We start from the raw sequence: 25,504 nt of genomic DNA on the forward strand, positions 1-25,504 counted from the left end.
GCAACTCCCTGGTTATTTGTGGCCGGCTTTACCCAACGCCTTGGCGACCAGTTGTTCGTAAAGTTCGGCGTAGGGTTCAACTGCTTTGCTCCAGTTGAACGGTGCGGCCATGGCCCGGCAACGCATGGCATTGAGCAGTTCCGGGAAGGCGAAGACCTTGAACGCGCGGCTCAGGGCTTCTTTATAGCTATCAACCGTGGATTCATCGAAAAGGAAGCCGGTGACGCCGTTTTCAATGGTGTCGGCCAGACCGCCAGTGTTGCGCGCGACCGGCAACGAGCCGAAACGCTGGGCGTACATCTGGCTCAAGCCGCACGGCTCGTAACGCGATGGCATCAGGAGGAAATCGCTGCCGGCGAACATGCGCCGGGCATCGGTTTCATTGAAGCCGATGCGCACGCCGATCTGGCCTGGGAAACGCAGGGCCAATTCGCGCATGGCTTGTTCTTCTTCCGGCTCGCCGCGACCGATGATCGCGATCTGGCCACCGTTCTGCACGATGAACTCGGACACCGCTTCGGTGAGGTCAAGGCCTTTCTGATAGACCAGACGCGAGACCACGGCGAACAGTGGACCGGTGGAATCGTGCAGGCCAAACAGCTCACGGACGTGGGCGGCATTGACCGCTTTGCCTTCCCAGTCGCCGATGGCAAACGGGGCGAACAGGTGCGGGTCAGTCGCCGAGTCCCAGCTCTCGTCAATGCCGTTAGGAATGCCGCTGAGCAGACCTTGCTGAGTCTTGGCAGCGAGGAAACCGTCGAGGCCGCAGCCGAAGTCCGGGGTGGTGATTTCCTGGGCATACGTGGCGCTGACGGTGGTGATGTGGCTCGAATAGGCCATGCCGGCCTTGAGGAACGACATCTTGCCGTAGAACTCCATGCCTTCCTGTTGCAGTGCGTGGGCGGGAATCCCAAGCTCCGGGCAGGAACCGAGGCTGGTCACGCCCTGATAGGCAAGGTTGTGAATAGTGAACAGGGTCGGGGTGCGCTGCCCGCGCCAGTGCATGTAAGCGGGCGCGAGGCCAGCAGGCCAGTCGTGGGCGTGCACCAGATCCGGGCGCCAGTGGATTTGTGCGAGGTTGGCGGCGATGTCGGCAGCGGCCAGACCCAGACGGGCGAAGCGAATATGGTTGTCCGGCCAGTCGCGGCCGTTGTTGGCGCCGTATGGGCCACCTTCACGTTCGTACAATTCAGGGCAGATCAACACGTAGATCACCAGGCCATCGGGCATGTCCATGCGCCCGATCTTGCAAGGTGGCAGCGCGGCGTGGCCACCCAGTTCGCCGATGATGTGAATCGGGTTTTCGCTGTGCACCACCTGCGGGTAACCAGGGATCAGCACACGCACGTCATGCAGATGAGCCATGGCCCGGGGCAGGGCAGCGGAGACGTCACCGAGACCGCCGGTCTTGACCAGATCGGCGATTTCGGACGTGACGAACAACACTTTCTTCTTGTTGGGGTTCTGGCTTGCTACCGGAGCAAGCGCTTTGGTGCCGGGTACGTTGATCTGTCGGCTGCCGGGAACACTGACGGTGCTCGATTCTCCAAGCGACTGGTGAGCACGCTCTCCCTGAATATCCAATGCCGCACTGATCATATGTATCTCCCGTGTGTGATCTGATTCTTGTCTCGAACAAGCTGTTTCGTGGCCAAGTCCTGTGGCCGGGCGCAAAGGCGCCACGCATCGGTGAGCAAATGCTGACCCAACACGCGCAAGCAGAATGGGTGGTGAGGCCGTTGCAAGGATTACACCAGTCGCTTTCGCCCAGTTGTTCTGATGACCTGTGGCGTGAAGCAAAAGTTTCGACTTTTTTTCGTCGGTATGACCGAGTGGTTTAACCACTGAAAAATCAGTCTAGGCCAGATCCTAGAGCGGGTAAGGGCAAATGGGTAAATTGTTCGACAATCGGTTGTGTCGGGATGTAAGTGAGGGTTTAGCGGAGGGAATGCTCCGACGAAGGGCATGTTTTTCGTCTGGAGTGGGCTAAAACGGTGACTGGGTAGTCACGATTTTGTGCTAGGGGATGGGGTGCCTGCACTGTTCTGGTGCAGTCAGTTTGATTCTTTGGGCAGTGAGGACGATATCGCGAGCAGGCTCACTCCTACAGGGGAACGCATTTCAAATTGTAGGAGTGAGCCTGCTCGCGATGGCGTCGGCCGAGTCACGGGTGGCTTGGAGCTGATATCAGTTCAACAGACGGAGCGGCTCTCCCTCCGCCCAACCCTGAATATCCTCGATCATCTGCCGGAAAAACTGCTCATAGTTCTGCCGGCTGACATAGCCCACATGCGGCGTGGCGAGGACGTTGTCCAGCGTGCGAAACGGGTGCAGGGCCGGTAGAGGCTCTTGATCGAATACATCCAGCGCCGCCCCGGCGATGCGCCGTTTCTGCAATGCCTTGATCAGCGCAGCTTCATCGACGATCGGCCCGCGCGCGGTGTTGACCAGCAGTGCAGTCGGTTTCATCCAGTCCAGCGCCTGGGTATCGACCAGACCGCGACTGCGCTCGCTGAGCACCAGATGCACCGACAGTACGTCGGCCTGTTCGAACAGTTGCTGCTTGCTGACGTAAGTCACGCCGGCCTGTTCAGCGCGTTCGGCGGTGAGGTTTTCGCTCCAGGCAATCACCCGCATGCCGAACACCTGACCGAACTGCGCGACCCGCTGGCCAATGCTGCCCAAGCCGAGAATGCCCAGGGTCTTGCCATGCAGATCACCGCCCAGCCCCTGTTGCCACTGGCCGGCGCGCAGGGCGTTGGCTTCCTTCACCAGATCACGGGTGGCCGCCATGATCAGCGCCCAGGTCAGCTCCGGCGCGGCGTGTTTGTAGCTGTCGGTGCCGCAGACCTTGATGCCCAACGCCGCTGCGGCAGGCATGTCCAGCGCGGCATTGCGCATGCCGCCGGTGACCAGCAACTTCAATTCAGGCAAGCGTCCAAGCAGATCGGCGTCGAATCGCGTGCGTTCGCGCATCACGCAGATCACTTGATACTTGCCCAAGCGCTCGGACAGCGTGGCGTTGTCGGCCGGGTAATCGTGCACGAAGGTTACTTCACCGATACCGTCGAGCACTGACCAGTCGACCACATCGCGGGCCACGTCCTGCCAGTCGTCGATCACTGCAATCTGCACCGTCATCGCCTCACCTCATCAAGGAACGGAAGGAGTCTTGCCCAGCCAGCCGAGCAGCGCCTGATGGAATTTTTCCGGTTCTTCCATTTGCGGCGCATGACCCATGCCCGGGAATTCAATCAGCGTCGACTGTGGAATCAGCTTGGCGACTTGTTTGCCCAGCACCTCGTAGTGGCCGATTCGGGCTTTAACTTCCGGCGGCGCGAGGTCCTTGCCGATTGCGGTGGTATCGGATGTGCCGATCAGCAGCAGGGTCGGCATCTTCAGGTCCTTGAACTCGTAGTACACCGGCTGGGTGAAGATCATGTCGTAGATCAGCGCCGAGTTCCATGCGACCTGGGTCTTGCCCGGGCCTTTGCTCAGGCCGGCGAGCATGTCGACCCAACGATCGAATTCGGGCTTCCAGCGGCCATCGTAATAAGTGGTGCGCTCATAGTCGCGAATGCCCTTGGCCGTGACCTTCAACTCGCGCTGGTACCACTGATCGACGGTGCGATACGGAACGCCGAGGGCTTTCCAGTCTTCCAGGCCGATCGGGTTGACCATCGCCAGTTGATCGACCTGTTCAGGGAACAGCAGCGCATAACGGGTGGCGAGCATGCCGCCGGTGGAGTGGCCGAGCAGAGTGGCTTTCTGGATGCCCAGCGCTTTGAGCAATTGCTGGGTGTTGGTGGCCAGTTGCTGGAAGCTGTATTGATAGTGCTCAGGTTTGCTGGAGGTGCAGAAACCGATCTGGTCCGGGGCGATGACCCGGTAACCGGCATCGCTCAAGGCCTTGATCGAACTGTCCCAGGTCGCCGCGCAGAAATTCTTGCCGTGCATCAGCACCACGGTGCGCCCGTTGGCCTTGCCATTGGCGGCGATGTCCATGTAGCCCATTTGCAGTTTCTGGCCCTGGGATTCGAAGGCGAAGTGTTTAAGCGTGTAGGGATACTGGAAACCCTGGAGTTCCGGGCCGTAGGCCGGCCCTTCGGCGGGGGCGGTTTCAGTGGCGGCGTGCGCCATTAGCGGCAACGCAGCGCTGAGGACGAGGCCGGGCAGCCAGCGGGAAAGCGTGACGGACATAAGCACAAACTCCTTGAAAATTGGCCGACTGTGAAAGGCCGGGATTACGCCGACGTTAAACAAAGGCAATCACACGCAGGGTTGGTTCAACCGAGCCAGCCCAGCGTGAGCAAAGCCAGCACGCCATAGCGCGCGCCTTTGGCCAGCGTGACGATCAACAGAAAACGCCCGAGTGGTTCGCGCATGACACCGGCAATCAAGGTCAGCGGATCGCCGATCACCGGCAGCCAACTGAGCAGCAGCGACCAGTGCCCGTAGCGCTCGTAATGTTTGCGCGCCTTGGCCATGTGTCGAGGGCTGACCGGAAACCAGCGCCGATCCTGAAAGCGCTCGATGCCACGGCCCAGCCACCAGTTGACCAGCGAACCGAGTACATTGCCCAGCGTCGCCACCCCGAGCAGACCCCACAGCCAATAGCGCTCGCTGACGATCAGCCCGACCAGCAATGCCTCGGACTGCAATGGCAGCAATGTCGCCGCCCCAAACGCCGCAAAGAACAGGCCGAAGTAAGCCGCCCCCATCAACGGGCCGGGTAGTCCGCCACCACCACATCAGCGCCGTCCTTTTTCAGGCCGATGACCTGGTATGCGTCACTCATGCCATCCATTTCCATCCCCGGCGAGCCCATTGGCATGCCCGGCGCGGCAACCCCGAGCAGATCGTCGCGCTTGCTTAACGCGAGCACCTGATCGGCCGGTACATGACCTTCGACGAATTTGCCGTTGATGATTGCCGTGTGACAGGACGCCAGACGCGGTGGTACGCCGTGCTGCTGTTTGAAGCGGCTCATGTCGCTTTCGACGTGATCCTGGACTTTGAAGCCATTGGCTTCGAGATGGCTGATCCACTTTTTGCAGCAGCCGCAATTGGCATCGCGGTGCACTTCGATCGGGATCAGTTCGGCGGCTTGCGCCAGGGAGGAGATGAACAGGGTGCTCAGGGCGAGCAGACGCAGTTGGCTTCGCATGGAAAGGGCTCTCGACTCGGGTGGCGGTCAAAAAGAACCCATTTTGACCGGTTTTTTCGCCCCGGCATCAACTGAGTGTTTCCAGTTGCTACAAGACACGCTAACCAGTGTAGGAGCGAGCCTGCTCGCGATAGCGGTATTCCAGTCGACAAAATTCTTGACCGATAAACCGCCATCGCGAGCAGGCTCACTCCTACAGGTATGCGGTTGGCTTAAATAACCTTGAACCGTCCCATGATCGCACTCACGCGGCTGTTGGCTTCCAGCAATTGCCGGGTATTCAGCTCGCTGGCCTGGCCGCTCTGCACCAGCTCATCGACCATGTGGCGGATCTGCACCATGCTGCGATTGATCTCTTCGGTCACTGCGCTTTGCTGTTCGGCGGCGGTGGCGATCTGGGTGCTGAGGCTGTTGATGTGGCTGACCGAACCGGCCATTTCGTCCAGCCCGGAGTTGACTCGAGCCGTGGCGTCAGCGGCGGACTGACAGCTGGCCTGGGTGTTTTCCATGGCGCTGACCGAAGAGCTCACGCCTTGGGTCAGGCGGGTCAGCATTTCGTTGATTTCCGAGGTGCTGGCCTGGGTTCGGGCGGCGAGGGCACGGACTTCATCCGCTACCACCGCAAAGCCGCGACCCTGTTCCCCGGCACGCGCCGCTTCAATGGCCGCGTTGAGGGCGAGCAGGTTGGTCTGCCCGGCAATCGCGCCGATCACGCCGAGGATTTCGGTGATGCGCTGGGCGTCCTGCTGCATGTTTTCAACTTTGTGTGTAGCGCTGGCAACTTCGTCGATCAGCGCGACTACGCTGTTGGTCGCTTCACCGACCACGACGCGCGAGCGATCGGCGTTCTCGTTGGCACGTTGAGTGAACGCAGCGGTTTCAGCGGCATTCTGCGCGACGCTTTCGGCGGTCGAGCTCATTTCGGTGATCGCGGTGACAGTCTGGTCGGTTTCCGAGGCGTGACGCAGCAGGATCTGGCTGGTGTGCGCCGAAGTGCGTTGCAGATTGTCGAGGCTCGAAGCCATGGCGCCGGTGGCCTGGGTGACTTCGCCGATCATGTTCTGCAAATAGGCGATGAAGGTGTTGACCGAATGGCCGATGGCACCCAGTTCGTCTTCAGCGCGAATGGTGATGCGGCGGGTCAGGTCGGCGTCGCCGCTGGACAGCGAATCGATGTTGGCCTTCAGCGCCTTCATGCGCTGCACCAGTTTACGAATCGCGTAAACCTGCAACAGCACCAGCAGGATCACCAGCGGAATCTGGATCAGGCTCAAGCTGTGGAGCACGTCGTCGCGCTGGGCAGTGAGCATTTTGGTCGGCAGGGCGGTGGCGAGGAACCACGGTGTGCCCTCGATAGGGCGCATGAAAAATGTAGCGTCTTCACCGTTGTTATCGAACTCGACACGTTGCGCTTTATCCCGATTCTGCAAGCCGGTCTTGATCTGATTGACGAAAGTCGAGCTGGCCGCCAGTTCGCTGATGTTCTTCAACACGATCGGACCGCTGATGCGCGAGCTGTTGCTGATGATCTTGCCGTCAGCCTCGACGATGAGCATCTCGGCGTTGAGGTCTTTTTCCTTGCGCGCCACCAGATCGTTGAAGAAGCCCAGCGTCACGTCGATGGTCGAAACGCCCCAGGCACTGCCGTTCTTGTAGATGGCCATGGCGCAGTTGGTGCGCGGCTCGGCACTGGCGTCGTCTTTATAGGCCGCGGCCCAGGCGCATTGGCCGCGCGGGGTGGCCATGCCGCCCTTGTGCCAGCTCTGGTCGTAGTAGTTCGGTGCGGCGTCGCTGTTCCAGAAGGTGTTGACCTTCAGCTGGCCCGAGGCGTCGCGGTGCCAGAAGGTACTGAATTTGTTGCGCCCGGCTTCACGCTGGCCCGGCAAAGGCCAGATGCCGCCGCCGAAGACTTTCAGCTCGCCGTACTGATCCACCAGGCCCGGCAACACCGTGTCGATGGCGGCGCTGTCGAGCAGCGGGATGGTCTGGGTAATGCTGCGTTGCTGCGCCTGTACCTTGTTCAGTTCGCCCTGGATCTGCACGGCGACCTCGGCGATGCGGTTGAGCACGACCTTCTCTTCGGTATCGCGCAGGGTAGGCGCCACCAATTGACTGATGCCGACGACGGTCAGCACTGACAACAACAAGATAAACAGAATCAGAAACAGCGTGTAGCGAGCCTGAATAGTGCGCAGTGCGGGCATGGAACTGATCCTTGAGCGGCGTTGTTGTTGGCGGAGGGGAACAAAACAGGGCGGGGTTCACAGCGTATCGTCGTTTCGGGCGGAAGCTTTAGCTGCTCGCCCGCCGAAACCACCCGGGGCGATGACCGGTTGGTATCAGCTTGGGTACACAACCACGGCGCACGACATTTGTTACATCCCCGTGACCGCTCTAACGCAACGTTTGCTGGTAGTCCGCTTTGTATCGGGAATGTACGAAAGTTGTAAAAAAGCACACAAAAAGGTTGGTACTGTCATGTTGCCAGCCGATACTTGCGGGCATTCGAATGGCTGGTACAAGGACATTTCATGCTCATCGCACAAGGAATTCTCGCATGACAATCGGTTATACCGGCGCCTGGGAAAGCAAGGCGGGCGTTATGGTCCGCGACACCGGCGCCAAAAAGCAGGTTTCGCAGAGCGTCAAAGTGCAGCAGATGCTGACGCTGGTCGGTAACGATCCGAACGCGCTGAACGTCGCGGAGATGGACAAACAAGGTCTGCGCAAGCAGATCAAGGGTTTCGACCCGGCCAACGTGTCGGTCAAGCAGTTGGGTAACCTCAGCGAATTCCTGCGCGGGCGTGGCCTGATTTCCGAGATCACTTCGATCACCCTGCTCAATGCTGGCGACAAGTTCGATCGTTTCGGTGTGCAGAAAGACCCGGAGGCCAAGTTCAATGCTCTGGAGTATTTCGCCACGCAGCTCGACGCCATCCAGACCAACAGTCTGAACGGCAACTATTACGGCAAGAGCCTGATTCCCGAATTCAAAAAAGCCATTTACGTCCTGCAGAACCTCAAGACGTACGGCGAAGGCAATGCTGCCGTGCCGTCCGACAAGGGCATCAAAGCCAAGGCATAAGCCCGCCCGCAATGAGCAGGCTCATGCCGGTTCACCAGCGCACGATCACACCCGCGGTAAATCACGGCCCGTGATTTGCCGTTGCGTCTGATCATGCAGTGCTTGCATGTGCGGGCAATGCAAGTCCAGTTTGCGCGGACGGTAGCCGCGATGAAACAACGCCAGCCAGCCGCCCTGGTTATCTTGCGCTGGCGCCAGACCGGTGAAGGCAAAACCGATGGCGTTGAGGCTGTGCAGATCCACGGCGAACTGTCGGGACAGTTGCAGACGGATCGAAATCAGCCAGTGCCTGGGCAGCGTTCTCAATTGGTTCAGCAGTTCCGGGTCGAGTTTTTCCAGCAACATTTCATGGCGACTGCCGTGCTGCTCAACCTGAAACGCGGCTCCGCGCCAACGCGCTGCGCTGGCGCCGGCACCGAACACAGCCATCAGATGCTCCATGAATGCACGACAACTGGCTGGCCACGTCTGCTCCGGCAGCGGCCGCTGATAGCCGTCGATGGCGCGGACCCCCAGTACGACCGACTCCGGTTTCTTGCTGCCGAAAGGCGAGCGGACAAAATCAGGCAACAGGCCGGTGTTATGGAATCCCAGATTCAGCGCCATGCGCTGGGTGTACGGGTGATGGGTCACCTGTTTGATGGACACGCTGCGACAGCCCAAAGCCTGCGCATGAGTCAGCAGTTGCTCGCCCAGGCGTGTCGCGATGTTCTGACAGCGAGTGTCAGGATGGACGGCGCTCAACGCCAGTTCAGCATCGTGGGAGGTTTCGCTTTGCCTGTACAAGGTGGCATGGCCGCGAATCCGTTCACCCTCGACCGCCACCAGCGAGTGCCAGCGTTTTTTGGCATGGTTCTGACTGATCAGGCAGGGCAGATACACATCGCTTTGTACGTAATGATCGCCGTACACCTCGCGAAACAGCTCGCTGACGGCCGTGGCGTCGCTCTCACGGTAATTGCGCAGGATCAACGGTTCCATCGCGCACCTCCCTGTCATGTTGGTCATAGCAGCGATGATCGACGATTCGCATGCTTTTACCTGCGCGAGGATGGCGCACGAGATCCTGGTAGCCGCAGCTGTGGATACGCAGCTCCAGCAGTCGAGCGTCTCGCAGTGGGGTTATCTGCGGGTAAAGTTCGATCAAACGAGCCTCGAGTGTCATGTCGATGCCGGCGGATCGTTCGTTCGCCACGTATTTCAACGTCAGCACATCCCTGTCGTCGGCCTGTTCAATCACCAATTGCCAATCATCGCTGCCAGTCGTGCACCTCACGGTGTCGCTGATTTCATCCGTCATCAGCGACAGGATCCCGACCCGCACGCGATGGCTGCTACAGCTGCGGCCCCTCAGCGCGAATTTGCGTTGCGCCGTGCCCTCCGGTTCGCGCCAGCACGCCAGGTCACCCACGGGATAGCGGATCAGCGGCATCAAACGGCGATGGAGGTTGGTCAATACCAGCACACCGGTTTTGTCACAGTCCTCGATCCGTGCCCCTGTGTGCGGGTCGATGATCTCCAGCAGGACGTGGCCGTCAGGCGTGCGGTGTTCGCCTTCCATGCAGTCACGGTGGCTGGCACCGATAAATCCACCGTCGACGCTGGCGTAGCCAATGGAGGCAATGCGCGCGTTGGGCAGCACTTGCCGGAGCAGTTGCCGTTGCGAGGCGAACAGGCTCTCCCCGCCGTACAGCACGCTGTCAATCATCGGCAATACCCGCTTGTGTTGCTTGAGCCAACCGGCAAAGGTCAATAGCTGCGCGGGCGGGCCGGCCAGCACGTTGATCCGGTGTTGCCCGATGGCATCGGCCAGCCTCGCCGGGTCAACGTCACCGGTAAACGGAAACTCGGTGACAGCCGGTGTAACGTGGGCCAGGGAATCGTGGATAAACAGGAAACTGGCATAGAGGTCGCCGGCGAAAAACAGATTGGCTACTCGGTCGCCGGGGTTGAATTGCGCGCTGAGACTGCGGCCGAAGTCCTCGGCCGTGCGTTGCCATTCAGCGCGCGTGTAGACCGACAGTCGGCCGCCACCGGTTGACCCGCCGGTCTTGAAGACCAGCGCAGCCCGTACGGGGGCAGTCAACACTGCCCATTCATCAAGGTTCTCGCTGCCAGTCCAGAATCCTGCAGGATCGAGCACAGGCCATTCACTCAGTCGGTTGAGCGCCTCTGGAACCTCGGCGAGACAGTTCTTGTAGTAGGGCGAATGCTGACGGACAAAGCCCATCAATTCGCCAATCGGGTGGTTTTTTTTCACGATGTCTTCTTCTTGTTTCGAATAAGCCAGCTCACGTTCGAACGTCAGCGGCGAGAGTCAATGACCAACGGCGTCTTGCCGCTGTATTTGTTCTGAATGAAAGCCACGGGCGAGCATTGTTCTATGTGCAGAACCAGTACTCCGGTGTCGACGGCGCTCATCAGGGTCGAATTATTGGCGAGCCGTGCCCTGACCGCGTCGGCTGCAAGTTCGCTGTGCACTTGCAGCCGCTCGATGCCCTCGGCGCTGTGATCCAGACGCAACTGAAACGGAACTTGCAGTCGTGTCGCCAGTTCGCTCAGAGAGATAAAGTAAGTGCCGATACGCAGCAGCGTGCCGTGGCGTTGCAGCAGTTCGAAGCGCGGCGACTGCAGTCCACAGGCGCAAACGCCCGGCAGCCAGCGCCCGGTGTCGCCAAGCTCATAACGCTCAACGCGCTGGCCGCCGTCGCGGGCGAGCGAGGTCACCACCAGCCGGCCGACTTGATCATCGACGATCGTTACATCCTCATCGAACGCGACGACTTCCAGCTGCTGGATATCATTCATCAAATGGAACACCCCGTCCGCTGAAGCCTGGCACGCATGGCCAAGCGGGCCGGCATCGACGCTGCCGTAGATCGCCGAGCGAATGAGCACGACGCCACAACTGCGGAGCAATTCACGGTTCTGCTCGCTGAGGTGCTCGCCACCCATGAAGACCTTTTCGACCCCGCCATAAGCGCGCAGACGCTCCTGCTCGTTGAGGAACAGGCGATGCAGCGTGCCGGGCATGCCGACCAGCACATTGACCCGCTGTTCGATAATCAATTGGGCAATTTCCCGATAGTCTTCGTCGGCCGGGGCGGCCATGGGCAGATGCGGCACCTGCAGGCATTCCAGCGCTTTGTTGAGGCTGAGAAAGCCGGCGTACAGCCCGCCACAGTAGAACAGGTTCATGGCCCGATCCCGCGCCGGATCGAGGCCGGCGGCGAACAGGCCGTCAGCCGTTGCGCGCATCTGACGATCGAAATCGCGATAACTGTAGCCAGCCAGCGCAGGGGTGCCGTTGGTGCCGCCGGAGCGAAAATACAACTGCGCCTGAGCATTGATGGGTTGGGCGATGAAGGCCGCTTTGTCCATGATCGGAGCGCACGACTTCGCCGGTAATGGCGCTACATCGAGACGGGCCTGTCTTGGCAATTGCGTGGCCGCCAGACTCACCGATACCCGACGACTCAGACGTTGCAGCGCATAGACACCGTCATGGGGTTCGCCTTCGTAACCGTCGTGAATGCTGCTGATCGGTGCGATACGCGTAACGCCGGCACCGATCAGCGCATGGGTCAGCCCGGCGATGGAGGCCGGCGCACACACCAGCGCACAGCTTTGCAGCACGTTGCGCCAGGGCAACAGCGTCGCGCTCAGGAGAGCCTTCGGCACCGGGTGCAGCAAGACACTGCGAAACAGCGGCGACGGCGCGAGTTGCCGGTCGTGGCGCCAGATCACCCGCCAGCCCGCGCCGGCCCAAACCTGCCCGGTGTGTTCGGCGAAACTCTGGCCGAGGCGGGCCATTTGCAGGTGCGTGGTGATTTGTGAAGCTTCCTGAAGTGTCGGCGCCAGTGCGGGCCAGTCCGCGTGGCGACGCTCGAAGGCTTGCGCCAACTGTTCACCGATGCCGCGCACAATCTGCGGATCATCGCTGTCCACCAGCAGCCATTGCGGGCTCGAGCAGGCCTGCTGATCCAGTCGGCAGACTTCATCGGCCACCGCTTCAAGCGTCTGCGGCGTGGCGGCTTCGGGCGTCAGGTACACGAAACTGATGCGATGGCCCCAATCGATCCAGCGGCAACCCGGCGCCAGTTGTTGCCGAATGGCCTGCAGGGCCGCGTCACCACCCCATGCCGCGACGCCGTTGGCGTGCTTGCACAGTTGGCCGATCTGCCCGGTCTCGGCCGGGATCACCGCCACGTAACCGGCCAGTTGCCCGCCTGCGTCGCAGTTCGCCAAGGCGCAGAGCAGGCGTGCCGTCAGGCCCTGATCGCTGCGGCTGGGGCGCAACCAGTTGACGTTGCCGGCGAGCAGACTTTCGACCACCGCGCAGAACGCCAGCAGCGGCGCATTGGCGGGAGTGATGTGCACCACCAGCCCGAGCGGGCGCCAGGCTTCGAAGCGTGGCAGACGATAATCGATACGGCGCAGGGAATCGGCATCGGCGCCGAGTTCGCGCCGGCGTTTGTGCTGCAACGCGTCGGGTTGGCAGAAATCGATCAGGGCTTGCCGCTGTTCGCTGTCGAGGGGCAGGTCCGTGGCGGTGTTACGCAGATGTTCTGCAAACCCGGCGACGGCCTTGATGACGGTGTCGCTGTCGAGTGCCATCGCCAGGCGTTGCGGCAACTGCCGTTGCAGATCTTCCAGCGCATGCTCGAGGCTGCAGGTGTGATGCAGCTGTCCATTGATCAGATACATATCAGTGACTCCCCAGTAATTCGGCGGCGGCCATTGCGCAGCTTCTGCCCGCCGAGGTGCCGGCGCGGCCGTGCAGTTCGAACCAGTCGCCGGTCAATCCGCAGCCGCAGCTTGCGCCCGGGTGCAGCGTGGCGAGGTCGCTCATGACCACGGCGTGGGCCGGACTGGAGGTGATATAGGGCGAGACGAAGCCGAGCAGACCTGGTTGGCCGTAGGGCAGCAGGGATAAATCCGCTGGGTTGCGAATCAGCACCCGGGAGTACACCGGCACATGAAACCGGTGACGGGCGCATTCGATATAAGGCACGGCGTGCTCGACAGCGCCGTAACCATCGCGGCAGCGGGCGGGCTCGATGCCCAGTTGTCGATGGATATGGGCGTAGAACTGCTGTTTGGGGATTTCCTGCGCAGCCTGGGTTTTCCAGCCACCGCCAAAAAAGGCCAGCGAACCGGTGGGTAGTTGCAGATCCTGCACACCAGTGTCCTGCATGCGTTGCAGGGTCTGCCACAAAAACGCCGGAAAGCCGAAGATCCGCACCGGCAAACCTTCTTCAGCGAAAGATTGCAATGCGGCGATCACTCCGAACACGTCGAACTGGTGGCCGCTACCGGTGTTGCGCAAGGCGTAGACCACCCGGTTGGCCCGGGCGAACCGACACAGAAACTGATCGGTGAACGAAGTGCCGAGGGTAATGCGGCCTGCGGGTTCGTAGCTCAGCAGCAGGTAGTTGCACGGCGTGTCCGGCGTGTCCCAGCGGTAATGACGGAATATGTGCGCGACCATCGATTGCGCCCGCGCCAGGCTGCGCTCGTCATAGCGCATTCGGCTTTTCTGGCCGCTGGTGCCCGACGACGTCAGCTCGAGGGCGTCTGTGCCTGTGCTGCTCAGCAGCAGGTGCTGTTTGAAGAAACTGGCAAAAATCGGCGGCAGACGTGACCAGTCATCGAGGCTGTCGAGGTCTTGTGGCGACAGCCCATGGGCGTTGAGCCAGTGGCTGTAACCCGGTGTGTAATCGCAGTGAAAACGGCTGATTTCAGTCATCGCCCGATCGAACAGACCGGCCGGGGCTGAATCCGGGCAATAGGGTCGCGGCAACGCGCACAGCGCGTCGGCATAGGGTAGGTGAGTCATCAATGTTCCTTATTGAGGCGAGGCCACATCAGGCGTGGCGGTTTGCAAGAGCCGGTACGTCAAAGGCAGGCACATGAGCCCGCCGAATGCGGCCCAGAGAGCGAAATATTCCAGACGACTGCCGCCACCGATGGCGGCAATCAATGAGCCGCCGAGGCTCATCACGGCAATCGAGATCATCCCGGTCAGCGCTGACACCAGACCTTTGCTGTCATCACTGGAAAACAGCGCCAGGCGATACACCACCGCATTGCTCATACCCAGCCCGACGGCGTACAACGCCAGGCTCGCCACCACGGGACCCAGTCCCGCGCCGAGCAACGCGCACGCTGCCAACAGCACAAGGCCCAGACAAAACGGCCAGAGCGCCCATTGAAGCAATTGCGGCAACGAATGTGTGTGCAGCAAGCGGTCGAGAATCAGATTGCCGGCGATGACCGCCGAGAACACCGGGATCTGCCACAGGCCATATTCCAATGGCGGCAGTTGCAGAACCCGCACCAGCAGCAATGGCGCCAGGCCGATCCAGGCAATCAGCGGCAGGCTCATCAGGCCGAGCGCCAGGCTCGCGCAAAGAAAACGCGGATTGCCGAGCAGCGCGGCGTAGCGTTGCGAAGTGCGTCGCCAGGAGAAGGGCACTCGGGCAGTTCGATGACCATCGCGGCGCTCGACGCCCACGGTTTCCGGCATCCACAGCAACAGGCCGAGCCATACCAGCGCCGCTGCGCAGCCGAGGAGCAGAAAGATTTCCCGCCAGCTCAGCCATTCCAGCAAGAGGATTCCCAGTAGCGGCCCGAGCAGGGGCGACAACAAGGCAACATTGCCGAGCAGCGCCATGAGTCTTACGGCGTCGGCTTCGCAGAATACTTCCTGCAATGCCGGGTAACTGACTGCGACGACGAAACCCAGCCCCATGCCCTGCAACAGGCGCAACAGGTTGAAAGCTTCAATGCTGTCAGTTAAGAAAGCCGCCGCGCACGAGGCGCCGAACAGCGCGCTGCCGATCAACAACAGTGGTCGTCGGCCAAATTGATCGGACAACGGGCCGAGTAACCATTGCAGGCAGACTCCACCCAACAGGTAAAGATTGAAGGCATGGGGAACATGCCGCGCGTCCGCCCCGAACTCGGTTGTGACATCGAGCATCGCCGGCATGATCACGTCGCTGGCCATGTAAGTGAGCAGTTCGAAAGCGGTCAGCGCCAGACAGAAACCGGCTACCTGTCGGGGGCCGATGTTTATAAGTGTTCTCTGCATGAACGTCCCTGTTTATCGGTTGTAGGAAGTTCGCAGAGCCTAGGCGCAGACGCGCAGCGCACCTAGGCGTTTGCTGCGTCAGCAGATTTCAAAAACTTACGACATGTTTAATTGATCGGCGCGGCACATAACATGTTTACCTGCGGCCACACGGCATAAACAACAATGCCCGCGACAGTGCGGGCATTGTTTGCAGTCGATCAGCCGGGCGGGCCGTGCGTTGAGGTCGGGCGGTCATGCAGCCAAAAATCTTCAGCGCCTGTAACATGGCATCCCCGTTTGTCCCGACACCTCACGTGATCCGGCAAGCGTATGGCTTGCAAACGCAGACATTCCAATGTTTCAGGAAACCGCAATGACCCAGAAGCAACGCTTGATTTATTCGATTCTGATCGCTCTGTCCGTACTGGCGATCATGCTGGGCCTGTCCTGGCTGCAAAACGCCGGCATGATCACCGAGAAGACCTTCCAGTACGTGGCGATCGGTGTGGCCGTGGTTGTGGTGGTGATCAATGGCGTGATGCGCCGCAAGGTCAAGCCCTGACGGCGAACAGCCAAGGGCCTCAATCGTGGTTGAGGACCGCTGCAGCCTGTGGATGCAGGCTGTAACTCTTGTCGGCGTTGAAGGTGATCACGCCTTCGGCGCACAAGCGTTTAAGCACTTCGCGCACGCTCAGAAACGACAACGGCACGTCCAGATCGAGCAACTGGCTATGCACACCGCGCACGCCCAAACGCCGATCGCTCTGTGCCGCCACCAGCAGGGCGTCGATGACTTTCAGGCGAATCAGGCTGGTGCGCAGGCCGAAACTCTTCAGCAGAACGCGAATACGCTCATTGCCCGGACGCTCGCCGCGCTGGGTGAAATTGCCGGTGTGCGAACTCATGGAAACGCCCTGTGGCGTCTGGCTACCGTCCGATGGTAGTTGCGAGTTGTACATGCGATTACTCCTTTTCAGAGCCAGATCGGGAAAGGTTTTGTTGCGCTCTCTAAACAAGACGTTTCAGCACGACAAATCATGAAAGAAAAGATGTAGAAATTTCGTCGCTAATTCGTCCTGGCCTTGTGATGCCGGCCTTGCCCCGATGGATTGCCCGCTAAATTTTTTTCCTCAGCTTCGTTTCTTCGACAGGCTCATTGCGCGTGGACGCAGGGGCAATCGACCTTTCGAGCAGGAGCGAGCGTGATTATTTCCAGGCAACTCACCGGGCTGGCCCTCGCCGGCACCTTATTCGGACTGAGCCTGTCGGCCCATGCACTGAGTCCGGCTGCAGACACCCGCGCGGACATTCGCCGCACCAGTTTTGGCGTGCCGCACATTCGCGCCGAAAACGAACGCGGTCTGGGGTTCGGCATCGGCTATGCGTATGCCCAGGACAATCTGTGTCTGCTGGCCAACGAGATCGTGACCGTCAATGGTCAGCGTTCCCGTTATTTCGGCCCGGAGCAGTTCACCGTCGAGCAACGGCAAAACCGCGTCAGCGACGTGTTTTTTACCTGGCTGAACAGCCCTGAATCCGTCCATTCGTTCTGGCAGGCGCAACCGGCCGAGGTGCGCGATCTGGTCGAGGGTTATGCCGCCGGGTACAACCGCTCTCTGGCTGAACGCCGTCAGCAAGGGTTGCCGCAGCAATGCCAAGGGGAATGGGTACGCGACATCAGTACCGACGATCTGGTCAAGCTGACGCGGCGCTTGCTGGTGGAAGGGGGAGTGGGCCAGTTCGCCGAAGCCCTTGCTGGCGCGACGCCGCCGCAAGCTACCGCGCAGGTGAAGCACGACACCCAGACATTTCAGCTGGCCGACGCACGTCAGCAGCGTTTCGCTCTCGATCGTGGCAGTAACGCCGTGGCGGTCGGCAGCGAGCGCTCGTTCAACGGCCGTGGCATGTTGCTGGCCAATCCGCACTTCCCCTGGGTCGGCGGCATGCGTTTCTACCAGATGCACCTGACCATCCCCGGCAAACTCGATGTCATGGGCGCGGCTTTGCCGGGTCTGCCGATGATCAATATCGGCTTCAACCAGCATCTGGCCTGGACCCACACGGTCGATTCGTCGAAACACTTCACGCTCTATCGTCTGCAACTCGATCCGAAGGATTCGACACGTTACCTTCTGGACGGCAAGTCGCTGCCACTGAGCAAACAAAAGGTCACCGTGCAGGTCAAGCAGGCTGACGGTCAGGTCGTACCGGTGGCGCGCGACATCTACAGCTCGCAGTTCGGGCCGATCGTGCAGTGGCCGGGCAAGCTCGATTGGGACAAGCAATACGCCTACAGCTTGCGCGATGCGAACCTTGATAACGATCGCGTGCTTAAACAGTGGTATGCGATGAACCAGGCCAGCAACATCAAGGATCTGCAAGACGCAGTGCACAAGATCCAGGGCATTCCCTGGGTCAACACTCTGGCGGTCGATGACAAGGGCCAGACGCTGTACATGAACCTGTCGGTGGTGCCGAATGTCAGCGCGGAAAAACTCGCCAAGTGCAGCGACCCGCGCCTCGGCCTGCGCATGATTGTTCTGGACGGCTCCCATAGCGGCTGTGCCTGGGATGTCGATCCGCAAGCGGCGCAGAAGGGCATATTCGCTTCCAGCCAGTTACCGCAACTGCTGCGCAAGGATTTCGTTCAGCACTCCAACGATTCCGCATGGCTGGCCAACCCGGCGCAACCGCTCATCGGCTATTCGCCGCTGATCAGCCAGGACGCACAACCACTGGGCCTGCGCTCGCGATTCGCACTTGATCGTTTGGCTGAGCTGAGCAAAAAAGGCCCGTTGGCGATCAAGGATCTGCAGCACATGGTCATGGACGATCAGGTCTATCTGGCCGCGCAGGTCATGCCCGACCTGCTGAAGTTCTGCGCAACCGATCTCGGTAGCGACGCCGCGACACTGAAATCTGCGTGCGCCAGCCTCAAGGCTTGGGATGGTCGCGCCAATCTGGATTCCGGCCTCGGTCTGGTGCACTTCCAGAACATCATGCAGGCGCTGCTTGAATCGCCGGACATCTGGCGCGTGGCGTTCAACCCCGCAGATGCGCAAAACACCCCGCGTGGTCTGGCGGTCGAGCAGCCTGCAGTTGCCAAAGCGCTACGCGAAGCGATGCTGGCGTCGCTCGAGTTGACCGGCAAGATGGGTCTGAAAGCAGACGCACGCTGGGGCGACATTCAGGTAGTCAGCAGCGGCGGGCAGCAAACGCCCATCCATGGCGGGCCGGGTACGCTGGGTATCTACAACGCGATGCAAAGCGTGCCCCGGGAGGACGGAAAACTTGAGGTGGTCAGCGGCACCAGCTACCTGCAAGTGGTGAGCTTCGATGAAAAAGGCCCGCATGCCCAGGGGCTGCTGGCGTTCTCACTGTCCAGTGATCCGGCGTCGAAGTATTCGCGCGATCAAACCGAAGCGTTTTCGAAGAAACAGTGGAGTGTCCTGCCCTTCACCGAACAGCAGATCCAGGCAGATCCGCAATATCAGGTGCAGACGATTCAGGAGGCACTGGATCAGGCAGGGAAGGTGGCCGCGCACTAAGCAGTGATCGCCCGCAACAAACGAAGGCCGCCTCCCGTAAGGGACGCGGCCTTCAGCTTTTCGGCGGGCGTTGCGGCATCGAGTTGATCACCGGGTTGCCTTCCTTGTTGCGGGTCAGGTAGACCGGCAGCACTTTCGGCAGGCTGTTCGCCAGGTTGTTCATCTCATTGATGTTGTAGACGCCGCCCACGCGAATCGCGCCGGTGCTGGTGTCGGCAAGCATCAAGGGCTTGTCGAGGTAACGATTGATCAACGGCAGGGCGTCGTGAAGGGCAAGGTTATCGAGCACCAGTCGGCCGCTGCGCCACGCCAGCGAAGTGTCGCCAGGGTAGGTCTGGCTGATTTGCGGCGCGTAATCGCCATGTCGGTAGCGTGCCTGCATCGATGGCGCCAGGCGCAGGCCGTCTCCCGGTAGATCGCGGTTGCTGCTGACCAGCACCGAACCTTCGACCAGGTTGACCCGAACCTGATCTTCATACATCCACACGTTGAATCGGGTACCGGTCACGCGAATCCTGCCTTCGCCGGCACGCACGACGAACGGATGCGCGGTGTCGTGACTGACGTTAAAAAACGCCTCGCCCTTGTTCAGGGTCACGCGGCGTTCATGTTTGTAATTGCTGAAGGTCAGTTCGGTGTTGAGGTTGAGTTCCAGCTGGCTGCCATCACTCAAGGTGACCTGACGGACGCGGTCGGTGGCGGCGTAATGCTGATAACTGTCGGGCAGCCAGCCCAGACTCCAGCCGCTGTAAGCCGCGAGCGGCAGGGCGACGGCACAGGCGCCGACAATGACCGCAAACTTGCGCCACGAACGCGAAGGCTTGCGTTGCGCAGCGAGTGCCTCAGGCTCGGTTCGAGGCAGGTCCCCGGCCACTTCCCAGATTTCCTGCATGGCTTCGTATTCGAAGGCATGCAGGGGATGCGCATCGTGCCAGGCTTCAAACGCGCGACGCTCCTCGTCCGTGCAGTCAGCGGCGTGCAGACGCATGCACCAATGCGCGGCGGCATCGGTGATCGCATCGTATTCGGCTTCCGAGAGAGTGTCTTGGGTCATTGACTCGTCCTGATTTAGCGCATTCTAACCTCGCCGGCGGGTTGCCGAGAACATCCGTCATGGCATTTACCCATCAACGTGGAACTTATTTTTCCCTGTGACGCCCAAAAAAACAGGAAGCAACTGCCTACTATCCATAAATGGAGTGAAAAAATGATCAAAAAGACATTCGCAGCCCTGATTGCCACTGCCGGTTTGCTCAGCGCCGGTGCCGCTCTGGCGGACAGGCCAGGCGCAGGCTGGATCACCATCGAAAAAGCCATCGACACCGCCAAGACCAAGGCTGGTTATGTCGAAATCTATGAGATCAGCGCCGACAACGACGGTTACTGGGAAGGTGAAGGGCGCAAGGCCGACGGGGTTGTTTATGAATTCCGCATCGATGGCGCCTCGGGCAATATCCTGCGTGATCAGAAGGACTAAGCCTTCACTGTTGGCTGATACAGAAGTGCGCTGGTGTCGAGCCAGCGCATTTTTTTTGTTCACCTCTCGGGTTGCGCGGTTTTCGACACGGTTGCGGTCGGCGCCGGCAACGGGATGGGAGCCGGAAGCGGATCGAGTTTCTGGCCCAATTCGCTGATGAGCAACGCGATCGAGTCAGCGTTGGCGAGTATCACGTCAACGCGTGCTTCGTCAGACACCGGATTGCGGAACGCTTTACGCGCGTCTGCAAGATTCCTGGTTTTGGTTAGGCTGAGAATTTTTTCGTAGTCATCGGCTTGCGACGTTATCTTATCCATGCCCACCCAGGCGCCCGTCTCGTCTTTACTCGCGAACAATTGTGCAGAAGGCGTAGCGCGCGAGAGCGATCGACGGCGGCTATCCAGATCATCCTTGAGCAGCTGTCCGTCCGCAGTGGTGGTATCGATGAGGCCCGGAAAGGGGGCCATCGCGTCAAGGGAGACCAGATCCTCGCTATCGCAGACCAGATGCGAAAGTTCATGGATCAGGGTGACCGCACGTGCGTGCGAGTCCACATTGAATCTTGGAGGCAGGAAGGCCGTGTAGACATCCAGCGCCGGATTGAAGAAATGTTCGGTGAAGTGGACGATCTTCTTGCGGTCCTGTTTGAAAACGAAGGCAACCGTATCGTCGCCGTAGCGCTGGTTCAGGCCGGCGAAGAAGCGCTCTGTGTAAAGCAGATCATCCTCGGGATCCGTCAGCTCACGGCACAGCGGGATGATCACCTTTTCGAATTTCCTCTGCAGCGCGGGCGTGATGTGAGGCACATCGAGAATGTTCCTGAGCACCTTCTCCACCCGTGTACCCCCCAGGTTGTCGCGATGGATGACAAAGTTATGCAGACAATTGAGCGCATAGGTTCTTGCCCGGGTGACCGCTTGCTGTATCACAAAGGCCCTGGCAGGTGAGCGACGGTTGATCTGCGCCATCCCTTTGGCCTGGATGTACATGGTGATCGAGCGGCTATCCTCGACTTGCTTTTGCAGTTCGGCCGGCCCCTTCCTGCGACAGCGCTGCACCGTCTGGCCGGCCTGTGCAATGACCAGCCTTGAATTCTTCTCTGCCAGTGCCGGCCCTTGGCTGCGATCTTCTTTGCGCAGGAACCATGTTTTCTCGGCCTGAACGACTGGATAGACCTTGCCGGCAATCGCCACGTATTGGTCAGTTGTGGCGGAGTCCCGATAAACCAGCCGGTTGCTCTCAAGCTTTAGGTCTTTCAGCGCCTTGCTGGTTTCAAAGGGCTGCAAGGCAACGCGGGAGGGCGAGGCGGGCGGTGCTTTTGCCCAGCGCGAGGCAACCTTTACGGTGCTATCGGTCTGCGCAGATGTCTGCGCCTCAGCGGCAAATTCGCTGGTGGCTGTCTGCGTCTCGGTCTCCCATGACAAGCGTCCCAGACTGAACAGCGAAATGGCACCCTCGATGAAGTTTTTCAGGCCGTTGGCCCAATGGTGGTCCTGGAGGTCTTCGGCGGACGCCTTGAAGTCCTGATAGCTTTTCCAGAGGAACAGCAAAGAGGCCAGTTTCCCCGGCAACAAGTGCGGCACCAGCCGGACGCCGTGACTGAAGAGAAACCTGGCTGCTTCCCAATCCGCTTGGGCATTGATCTGTGGCTGGCTGCTGAGCAGTTGTGGCAGAAGGTTGAGGGTGTCCTTGTGCAACCGATCAAGCACATTGCCGTTTATGGGCGTGCTTTGAAGGGTGATCTCGCTGGGTTTGCCGATCGTCGTTTTCAGCAGATTCCTGAAAATGGCCTGCTGCCCGTCCGGCAGACGCCGGATGATCAGGTCCTGGAAATGCCCGGGCGTATTCACTGCTTCGATCAGTTGCGCTTCGTTCTCGAACTCGCGAAATACGCATCGGGAGTAAGGCGCATAGAGCACCCGCGGGCCTGTCTGCCCAGCGCCCGGTCCGAAGACGTACAGGCCGAGCGTGTCGACGCCATCAGCGCCCGCGGTCTTGATCAACGACAGCGGGCAGGCGATGGCGTGAGCATCCACGACCATGGCCCGCGCTATCCCGTCCGGCATGTCGAGTATCTGACAAATGTAGTCGTAGCCGGTGTCCGACAGTTGTTGCTGCAACTTCATCGAGTGGGCGTGCTGCATCAATTGCCAGGGCAACTGGCGTAAAAACCGCTTCTTGCTGAGGCGTGCAGCCGTGCTGTCGCCGGACAGCGCCTGGGTCACTTTTGCCGTGTAGGTTGTAGCGATGTCGAGCGATTGCAGTAATTGCCGTACGGCGGTCTGGGCGAAATCTTTCGGTAATGCGGTGGCTATGTTCGAGGTCACTTTGAAACCGCTGTCCTGCACAACGTTGTAGTGATGCAGGGCGAACTCCAGAAGGTCGCAGGCCGGGCCAGCCAGCGTCAGGTTCGGGGTGATCTGGATATCCTTTGGCTTGAGCCCGTTGCCCGGGAATCTGGCGTCGAGCAGGCTTTTCAGGGTTTGCTCGATATAACTGGCCAGAGTCGGGACCTCATCGAGAAAATCCTTGCCCTCGATAAAGGCGCGCCGCAGTTCATCCAGCAGGGCGAGTTGTGTGCGCTGCTCCGTCGCCGAGGCCATGCGCAACCAGTCGGGATAGTCCAGATGACGGGAAAGGGTACGTGCAAGATCGACGGCGCGGCGCAGATTGGTATCGATGACAGCGTTCTTCATCCGGTCAAGGAAGGCCGCCAATGTGTCTGGGTCCTTGATACAGACGCGTAGCATTTCGCATTCAGCGAGGAAGTCTTCGATGCCCGACTGCATGCGGTCGTTGGACACACGGCCCTCAATCAATTGGAAGCTGCCGAGCGTGTATTGCTGGTCCAGTCGATGCTGCGCTATTGGCAGATTCTCCAGCAGCGTATGGCTCTGATTGTTGTCGTCCAAGCGTTGTTGCAACTGTTTTTGCGCAACGCCCATATCGGCGAACAATTCCAGGCCCATGGCCGGTGTCCACAGGATCGCGCGCCCCGAGTGCTCGACGTCCATGCCGCCGCGCTCGGTCAGCAGCACGCAGTAGGCGAGCGGCAGCTCAGCGGTGGACTCGGCACAATCGAGCGTGAGCGACCAGGCATCCGGGCGAAAACCGTTGAGTGACTGGCGATCGCTGCGTGTCGGATGCCGGGCATCGAACACGGTATCGACGATTTTTCGTTCCGCCTCCCGCCATGATCCGCTGACACTTCGCACGAACGCCTCACCGCGCAAGCCATCTTCGAACGCCTGCGCGAGCTTCCAGAGAATGCCTTCGAGAAAAGTGCGCTGTTCGGCGCCGTTCGCGGTCGGCTGGTCTTTGAAGTGGCTGGTCAGACTATCCAGCGTGCGGCCCAGACTTGTCGCCAATTGTGCCGCCTTGTCGGCCTGCACAAGTGAGGATGGCGGCGCGCTGGTAAACAACGGTCGGGTACTCCAGCGCTCATTGACGTCGAGTTCGAGCAACCGCTCATGGATCATCGAGCGGATATCCAGCGCCTTGTCGAAGAGTGCATGAACGTCTGTGGTGCGTTCGCCCTGGCGATAGCGCTGCAGGACGAACTCAATGTTCTGACGTTGTTTGGTAAGAATTGCCTCGAACAGCGTCGGCATGATCTCACCGCTGATGTTTTCCCCGGACACCTGGACGTTAGCGAAACCCAGGTAGCGATTGCGCTCTTGCAGACTCATCAGTCCGTACAGTTCGTCTTCGTGCCCGGCAGCCTGCAGTTTCGCGGTGAGCGTCTGTTTGAGGTCGGCGTAGTTCGTGAGTACCTGCAGGCCCTGGCTGGGGGTATAGAGATAGGCCTTGTCATGATTGATCATCAACGAACCGGCCAGTTCGACAGATGCTGTCTGTTCGCTCAGGCACACGGTTTCGAACGTTGGCAGGCGTACCACCACGGACGGCTCACGTACCAGACTGTGCAGCGCGTCGAACTCGCCGGCGGAGAGGATTTGTGTTTCGCGCTTGATCATCAGATCGGCGCGCGCCTGGTCCTGTAGCGTCTGGCTGAAGAAGGTGCGCCTGGGCGAGCCCTCGAATGACGCGGCATTCCAGTAGCCCTCGAGCTGACGGAACAACAGCATGATCAGTTTGCTCGAAGCCGAGGTGATAGCGGTTGCCCACGCGGATTGATCATCAGTGCTGGACAGGCGGGCGGGGTGTGAAAACTCGACAGTCTGACCGTGGGGCCATTGCTGACGGCGAAAATGCAGCAGCAGCGCTTCAATCAGCGAGCGCGAATCAACCCAGTGCCTGCCTGCATCGGTGGAGGAGGGTTTCGTAGCGGCGTAAAAAGCCACACGTGTGCTCGACTGCGGCAAATCGCCGAAGTGCGGCTGGAGCAGTTCACCGAGGATTTTTTCCAGCAGGGCGTTGAGCGCAGGCAGGCGTTTCAGTTCGTCGAGCAAGTCGCGTGCGCAGGCTTGTTGCGAATGGGTGATCGCTGTTTGCTGATCCTCGAAGACATCACCGTCGATGGTTTGTCGGGTGACGGTAATGCCGCGTTTCTCCACCAGCTCCTTGCGCAGCGAAACACTGAGAAAAGCCAACAGATCATCTTGCTCGTCTGCACTGTTCAGTCGCGCCTGCAACGCCTGCGTCAGCGCTTGGTCATCGCTGTATTTTTTCAATCCGTCGTAGGGCGTGTACAGAAACATGCCGTTGTCGTCAGGACCGGCGCCGAGCACGAAACTGCCGGCCAATGGCACGGGCACTTGCTTGTCGGCGTTGAGCAAAATCCGTTCGGCGAGCATGGGCGGGGTTTGTGCGCTACGCAGGGCGTGGCTCGCCAGTTGTACGTGTGCGAGCCAGTCGAAATCCTTGCTGTTGAGGCCGTGGCGTGCGGCCAGGTCGGCCTGCAGGCCGGCGGACTTCAGAATCTCGGGAAACAGCAGTGGAGCAGTAGAACTGGACATCATCGGTGCTCTGAACGCGGCGCCATCGGGCAGGGACTCAACAGTAGGTCTGTGAGCCGGAGCAGGTGCGGTAGATAGTTACCGCACACGCCGGATCAAAAGATGCAGTCGGCTCAGCCAGTGATCGCCGAGCGATCAAAGGGTTGACAGCCGACGGCTCCGGCGGGGTTAATCGGTGGGCAAATCGACCGTACGCTGTTGTTCCCTCCAATAATCATTCTGGAGCTTCA

General features: G+C 60.1%; 17 protein-coding genes and 2 pseudogenes. 4 read left to right on the forward strand and 15 right to left on the reverse strand.

All coding sequences use genetic code 11. The features are described 5' to 3' along the window. Positions 1–12 precede the first annotated feature (12 nt). From glgA to BLU71_RS28115, 7 genes and pseudogenes are all read right to left on the reverse strand, one after another. Positions 13–1,599 (reverse strand): glycogen synthase GlgA, encoded by a 1,587-nt coding sequence (glgA, locus tag BLU71_RS07875; RefSeq protein WP_083352738.1) that lies wholly within the window; start codon positions 1,597–1,599, stop codon positions 13–15. A 588-nt stretch (positions 1,600–2,187) separates the two neighbouring features. Continuing rightward, positions 2,188–3,141 (reverse strand): D-2-hydroxyacid dehydrogenase family protein, encoded by a 954-nt coding sequence (locus tag BLU71_RS07880; RefSeq protein WP_083352739.1) that lies wholly within the window; start codon positions 3,139–3,141, stop codon positions 2,188–2,190. A 12-nt stretch (positions 3,142–3,153) separates the two neighbouring features. Further along, complete coding sequence (locus tag BLU71_RS07885; RefSeq protein WP_064362203.1) at positions 3,154–4,200, reverse strand: alpha/beta fold hydrolase; 1,047 nt, start codon at positions 4,198–4,200, stop codon at positions 3,154–3,156. 86 nt (positions 4,201–4,286) lie between these two features. Then, positions 4,287–4,721 carry a YqaA family protein gene (locus tag BLU71_RS07890; RefSeq protein ID WP_083352740.1) on the reverse strand — a complete coding sequence of 145 codons (435 nt, stop codon included), beginning with the start codon at positions 4,719–4,721 and terminating at the stop codon, positions 4,287–4,289. Further along, a complete protein-coding gene (locus BLU71_RS07895; RefSeq protein ID WP_042609878.1) occupies positions 4,721–5,167 on the reverse strand; it encodes a DUF411 domain-containing protein in 447 nt (148 codons plus the stop codon). Before BLU71_RS07895 ends, BLU71_RS07890 begins: the two co-directional genes overlap by 1 nt. A 212-nt stretch (positions 5,168–5,379) precedes the next feature. Further along, positions 5,380–5,907 (reverse strand): annotated as a pseudogene (locus tag BLU71_RS28110) (methyl-accepting chemotaxis protein); the annotation flags it as partial. Positions 5,908–6,240: 333 nt separating this feature from the next. Then, positions 6,241–7,371 (reverse strand): annotated as a pseudogene (locus tag BLU71_RS28115) (cache and HAMP domain-containing protein); the annotation flags it as partial. 353 nt (positions 7,372–7,724) lie between these two features. Here BLU71_RS28115 and BLU71_RS07905 point away from each other — a divergent pair. Further along, entirely contained in the window at positions 7,725–8,252 is a 528-nt protein-coding gene (locus BLU71_RS07905; protein ID WP_042609880.1) for a hypothetical protein, read from the forward strand. 45 nt (positions 8,253–8,297) lie between these two features. On the opposite strand, the gene BLU71_RS07910 is transcribed toward BLU71_RS07905, so the two are convergent. The 5 genes from BLU71_RS07910 to BLU71_RS07930 are packed head-to-tail and all read right to left on the reverse strand — an operon-like array spanning position 8,298 to position 15,348. Next, a complete protein-coding gene (locus BLU71_RS07910) occupies positions 8,298–9,233 on the reverse strand; it encodes a GNAT family N-acetyltransferase (RefSeq protein ID WP_083352742.1) in 936 nt (311 codons plus the stop codon). Next, positions 9,202–10,512, reverse strand: a complete 1,311-nt coding sequence (locus tag BLU71_RS07915) for a phenylacetate--CoA ligase family protein (RefSeq protein WP_173867318.1) — start codon at positions 10,510–10,512, stop codon at positions 9,202–9,204. Before BLU71_RS07915 ends, BLU71_RS07910 begins: the two co-directional genes overlap by 32 nt. A gap of 44 nt (positions 10,513–10,556) precedes the next feature. After that, the gene (locus BLU71_RS07920; protein ID WP_083352743.1) at positions 10,557–12,959 is read right to left on the reverse strand and encodes an aldehyde dehydrogenase family protein; all 2,403 of its coding nucleotides are present in this window, start codon (positions 12,957–12,959) and stop codon (positions 10,557–10,559) included. A gap of 1 nt (position 12,960) precedes the next feature. After that, positions 12,961–14,091, reverse strand: a complete 1,131-nt coding sequence (locus BLU71_RS07925) for an acyl-protein synthase (RefSeq protein ID WP_083352744.1) — start codon at positions 14,089–14,091, stop codon at positions 12,961–12,963. A gap of 9 nt (positions 14,092–14,100) precedes the next feature. After that, a complete protein-coding gene (locus tag BLU71_RS07930; RefSeq protein WP_083352745.1) occupies positions 14,101–15,348 on the reverse strand; it encodes an MdfA family multidrug efflux MFS transporter in 1,248 nt (415 codons plus the stop codon). A gap of 355 nt (positions 15,349–15,703) precedes the next feature. Between BLU71_RS07930 and BLU71_RS07935 the strand changes: the two genes are divergently transcribed. Next, positions 15,704–15,892: a hypothetical protein gene (locus BLU71_RS07935; RefSeq protein ID WP_016770563.1), complete on the forward strand. Its 189-nt coding sequence runs from the start codon at positions 15,704–15,706 to the stop codon at positions 15,890–15,892. Positions 15,893–15,911: 19 nt separating this feature from the next. Here BLU71_RS07935 and BLU71_RS07940 read toward each other — a convergent pair whose 3' ends face one another. Then, on the reverse strand, positions 15,912–16,289 hold the full coding sequence (locus BLU71_RS07940; protein WP_039760510.1) for a fe2+ zn2+ uptake regulation protein: 378 nt from the start codon (positions 16,287–16,289) through the stop codon (positions 15,912–15,914). 243 nt (positions 16,290–16,532) lie between these two features. On the opposite strand from BLU71_RS07940, the gene BLU71_RS07945 reads away from it, so the two are divergent. Continuing rightward, on the forward strand, positions 16,533–18,878 hold the full coding sequence (locus BLU71_RS07945) for an acylase (RefSeq protein WP_083352746.1): 2,346 nt from the start codon (positions 16,533–16,535) through the stop codon (positions 18,876–18,878). Between the two features lie 52 nt (positions 18,879–18,930). Here the strand turns inward: BLU71_RS07945 and BLU71_RS07950 are convergent, their stop codons facing one another. Further along, positions 18,931–19,932, reverse strand: a complete 1,002-nt coding sequence (locus BLU71_RS07950; RefSeq protein ID WP_083352747.1) for a FecR family protein — start codon at positions 19,930–19,932, stop codon at positions 18,931–18,933. A gap of 153 nt (positions 19,933–20,085) precedes the next feature. Here BLU71_RS07950 and BLU71_RS07955 point away from each other — a divergent pair, with 153 nt between their 5' ends. Continuing rightward, positions 20,086–20,355, forward strand: a complete 270-nt coding sequence (locus tag BLU71_RS07955; protein ID WP_083352748.1) for a PepSY domain-containing protein — start codon at positions 20,086–20,088, stop codon at positions 20,353–20,355. Between the two features lie 59 nt (positions 20,356–20,414). Here BLU71_RS07955 and BLU71_RS07960 read toward each other — a convergent pair whose 3' ends face one another. Next, the gene (locus BLU71_RS07960) at positions 20,415–24,950 is read right to left on the reverse strand and encodes a dermonecrotic toxin domain-containing protein (RefSeq protein WP_231982487.1); all 4,536 of its coding nucleotides are present in this window, start codon (positions 24,948–24,950) and stop codon (positions 20,415–20,417) included. Positions 24,951–25,504 lie beyond the last annotated feature (554 nt).

The sequence above is a fragment of the Pseudomonas moraviensis genome, assembly GCF_900105805.1.
Lineage (GTDB): Bacteria > Pseudomonadota > Gammaproteobacteria > Pseudomonadales > Pseudomonadaceae > Aquipseudomonas > Aquipseudomonas moraviensis_A.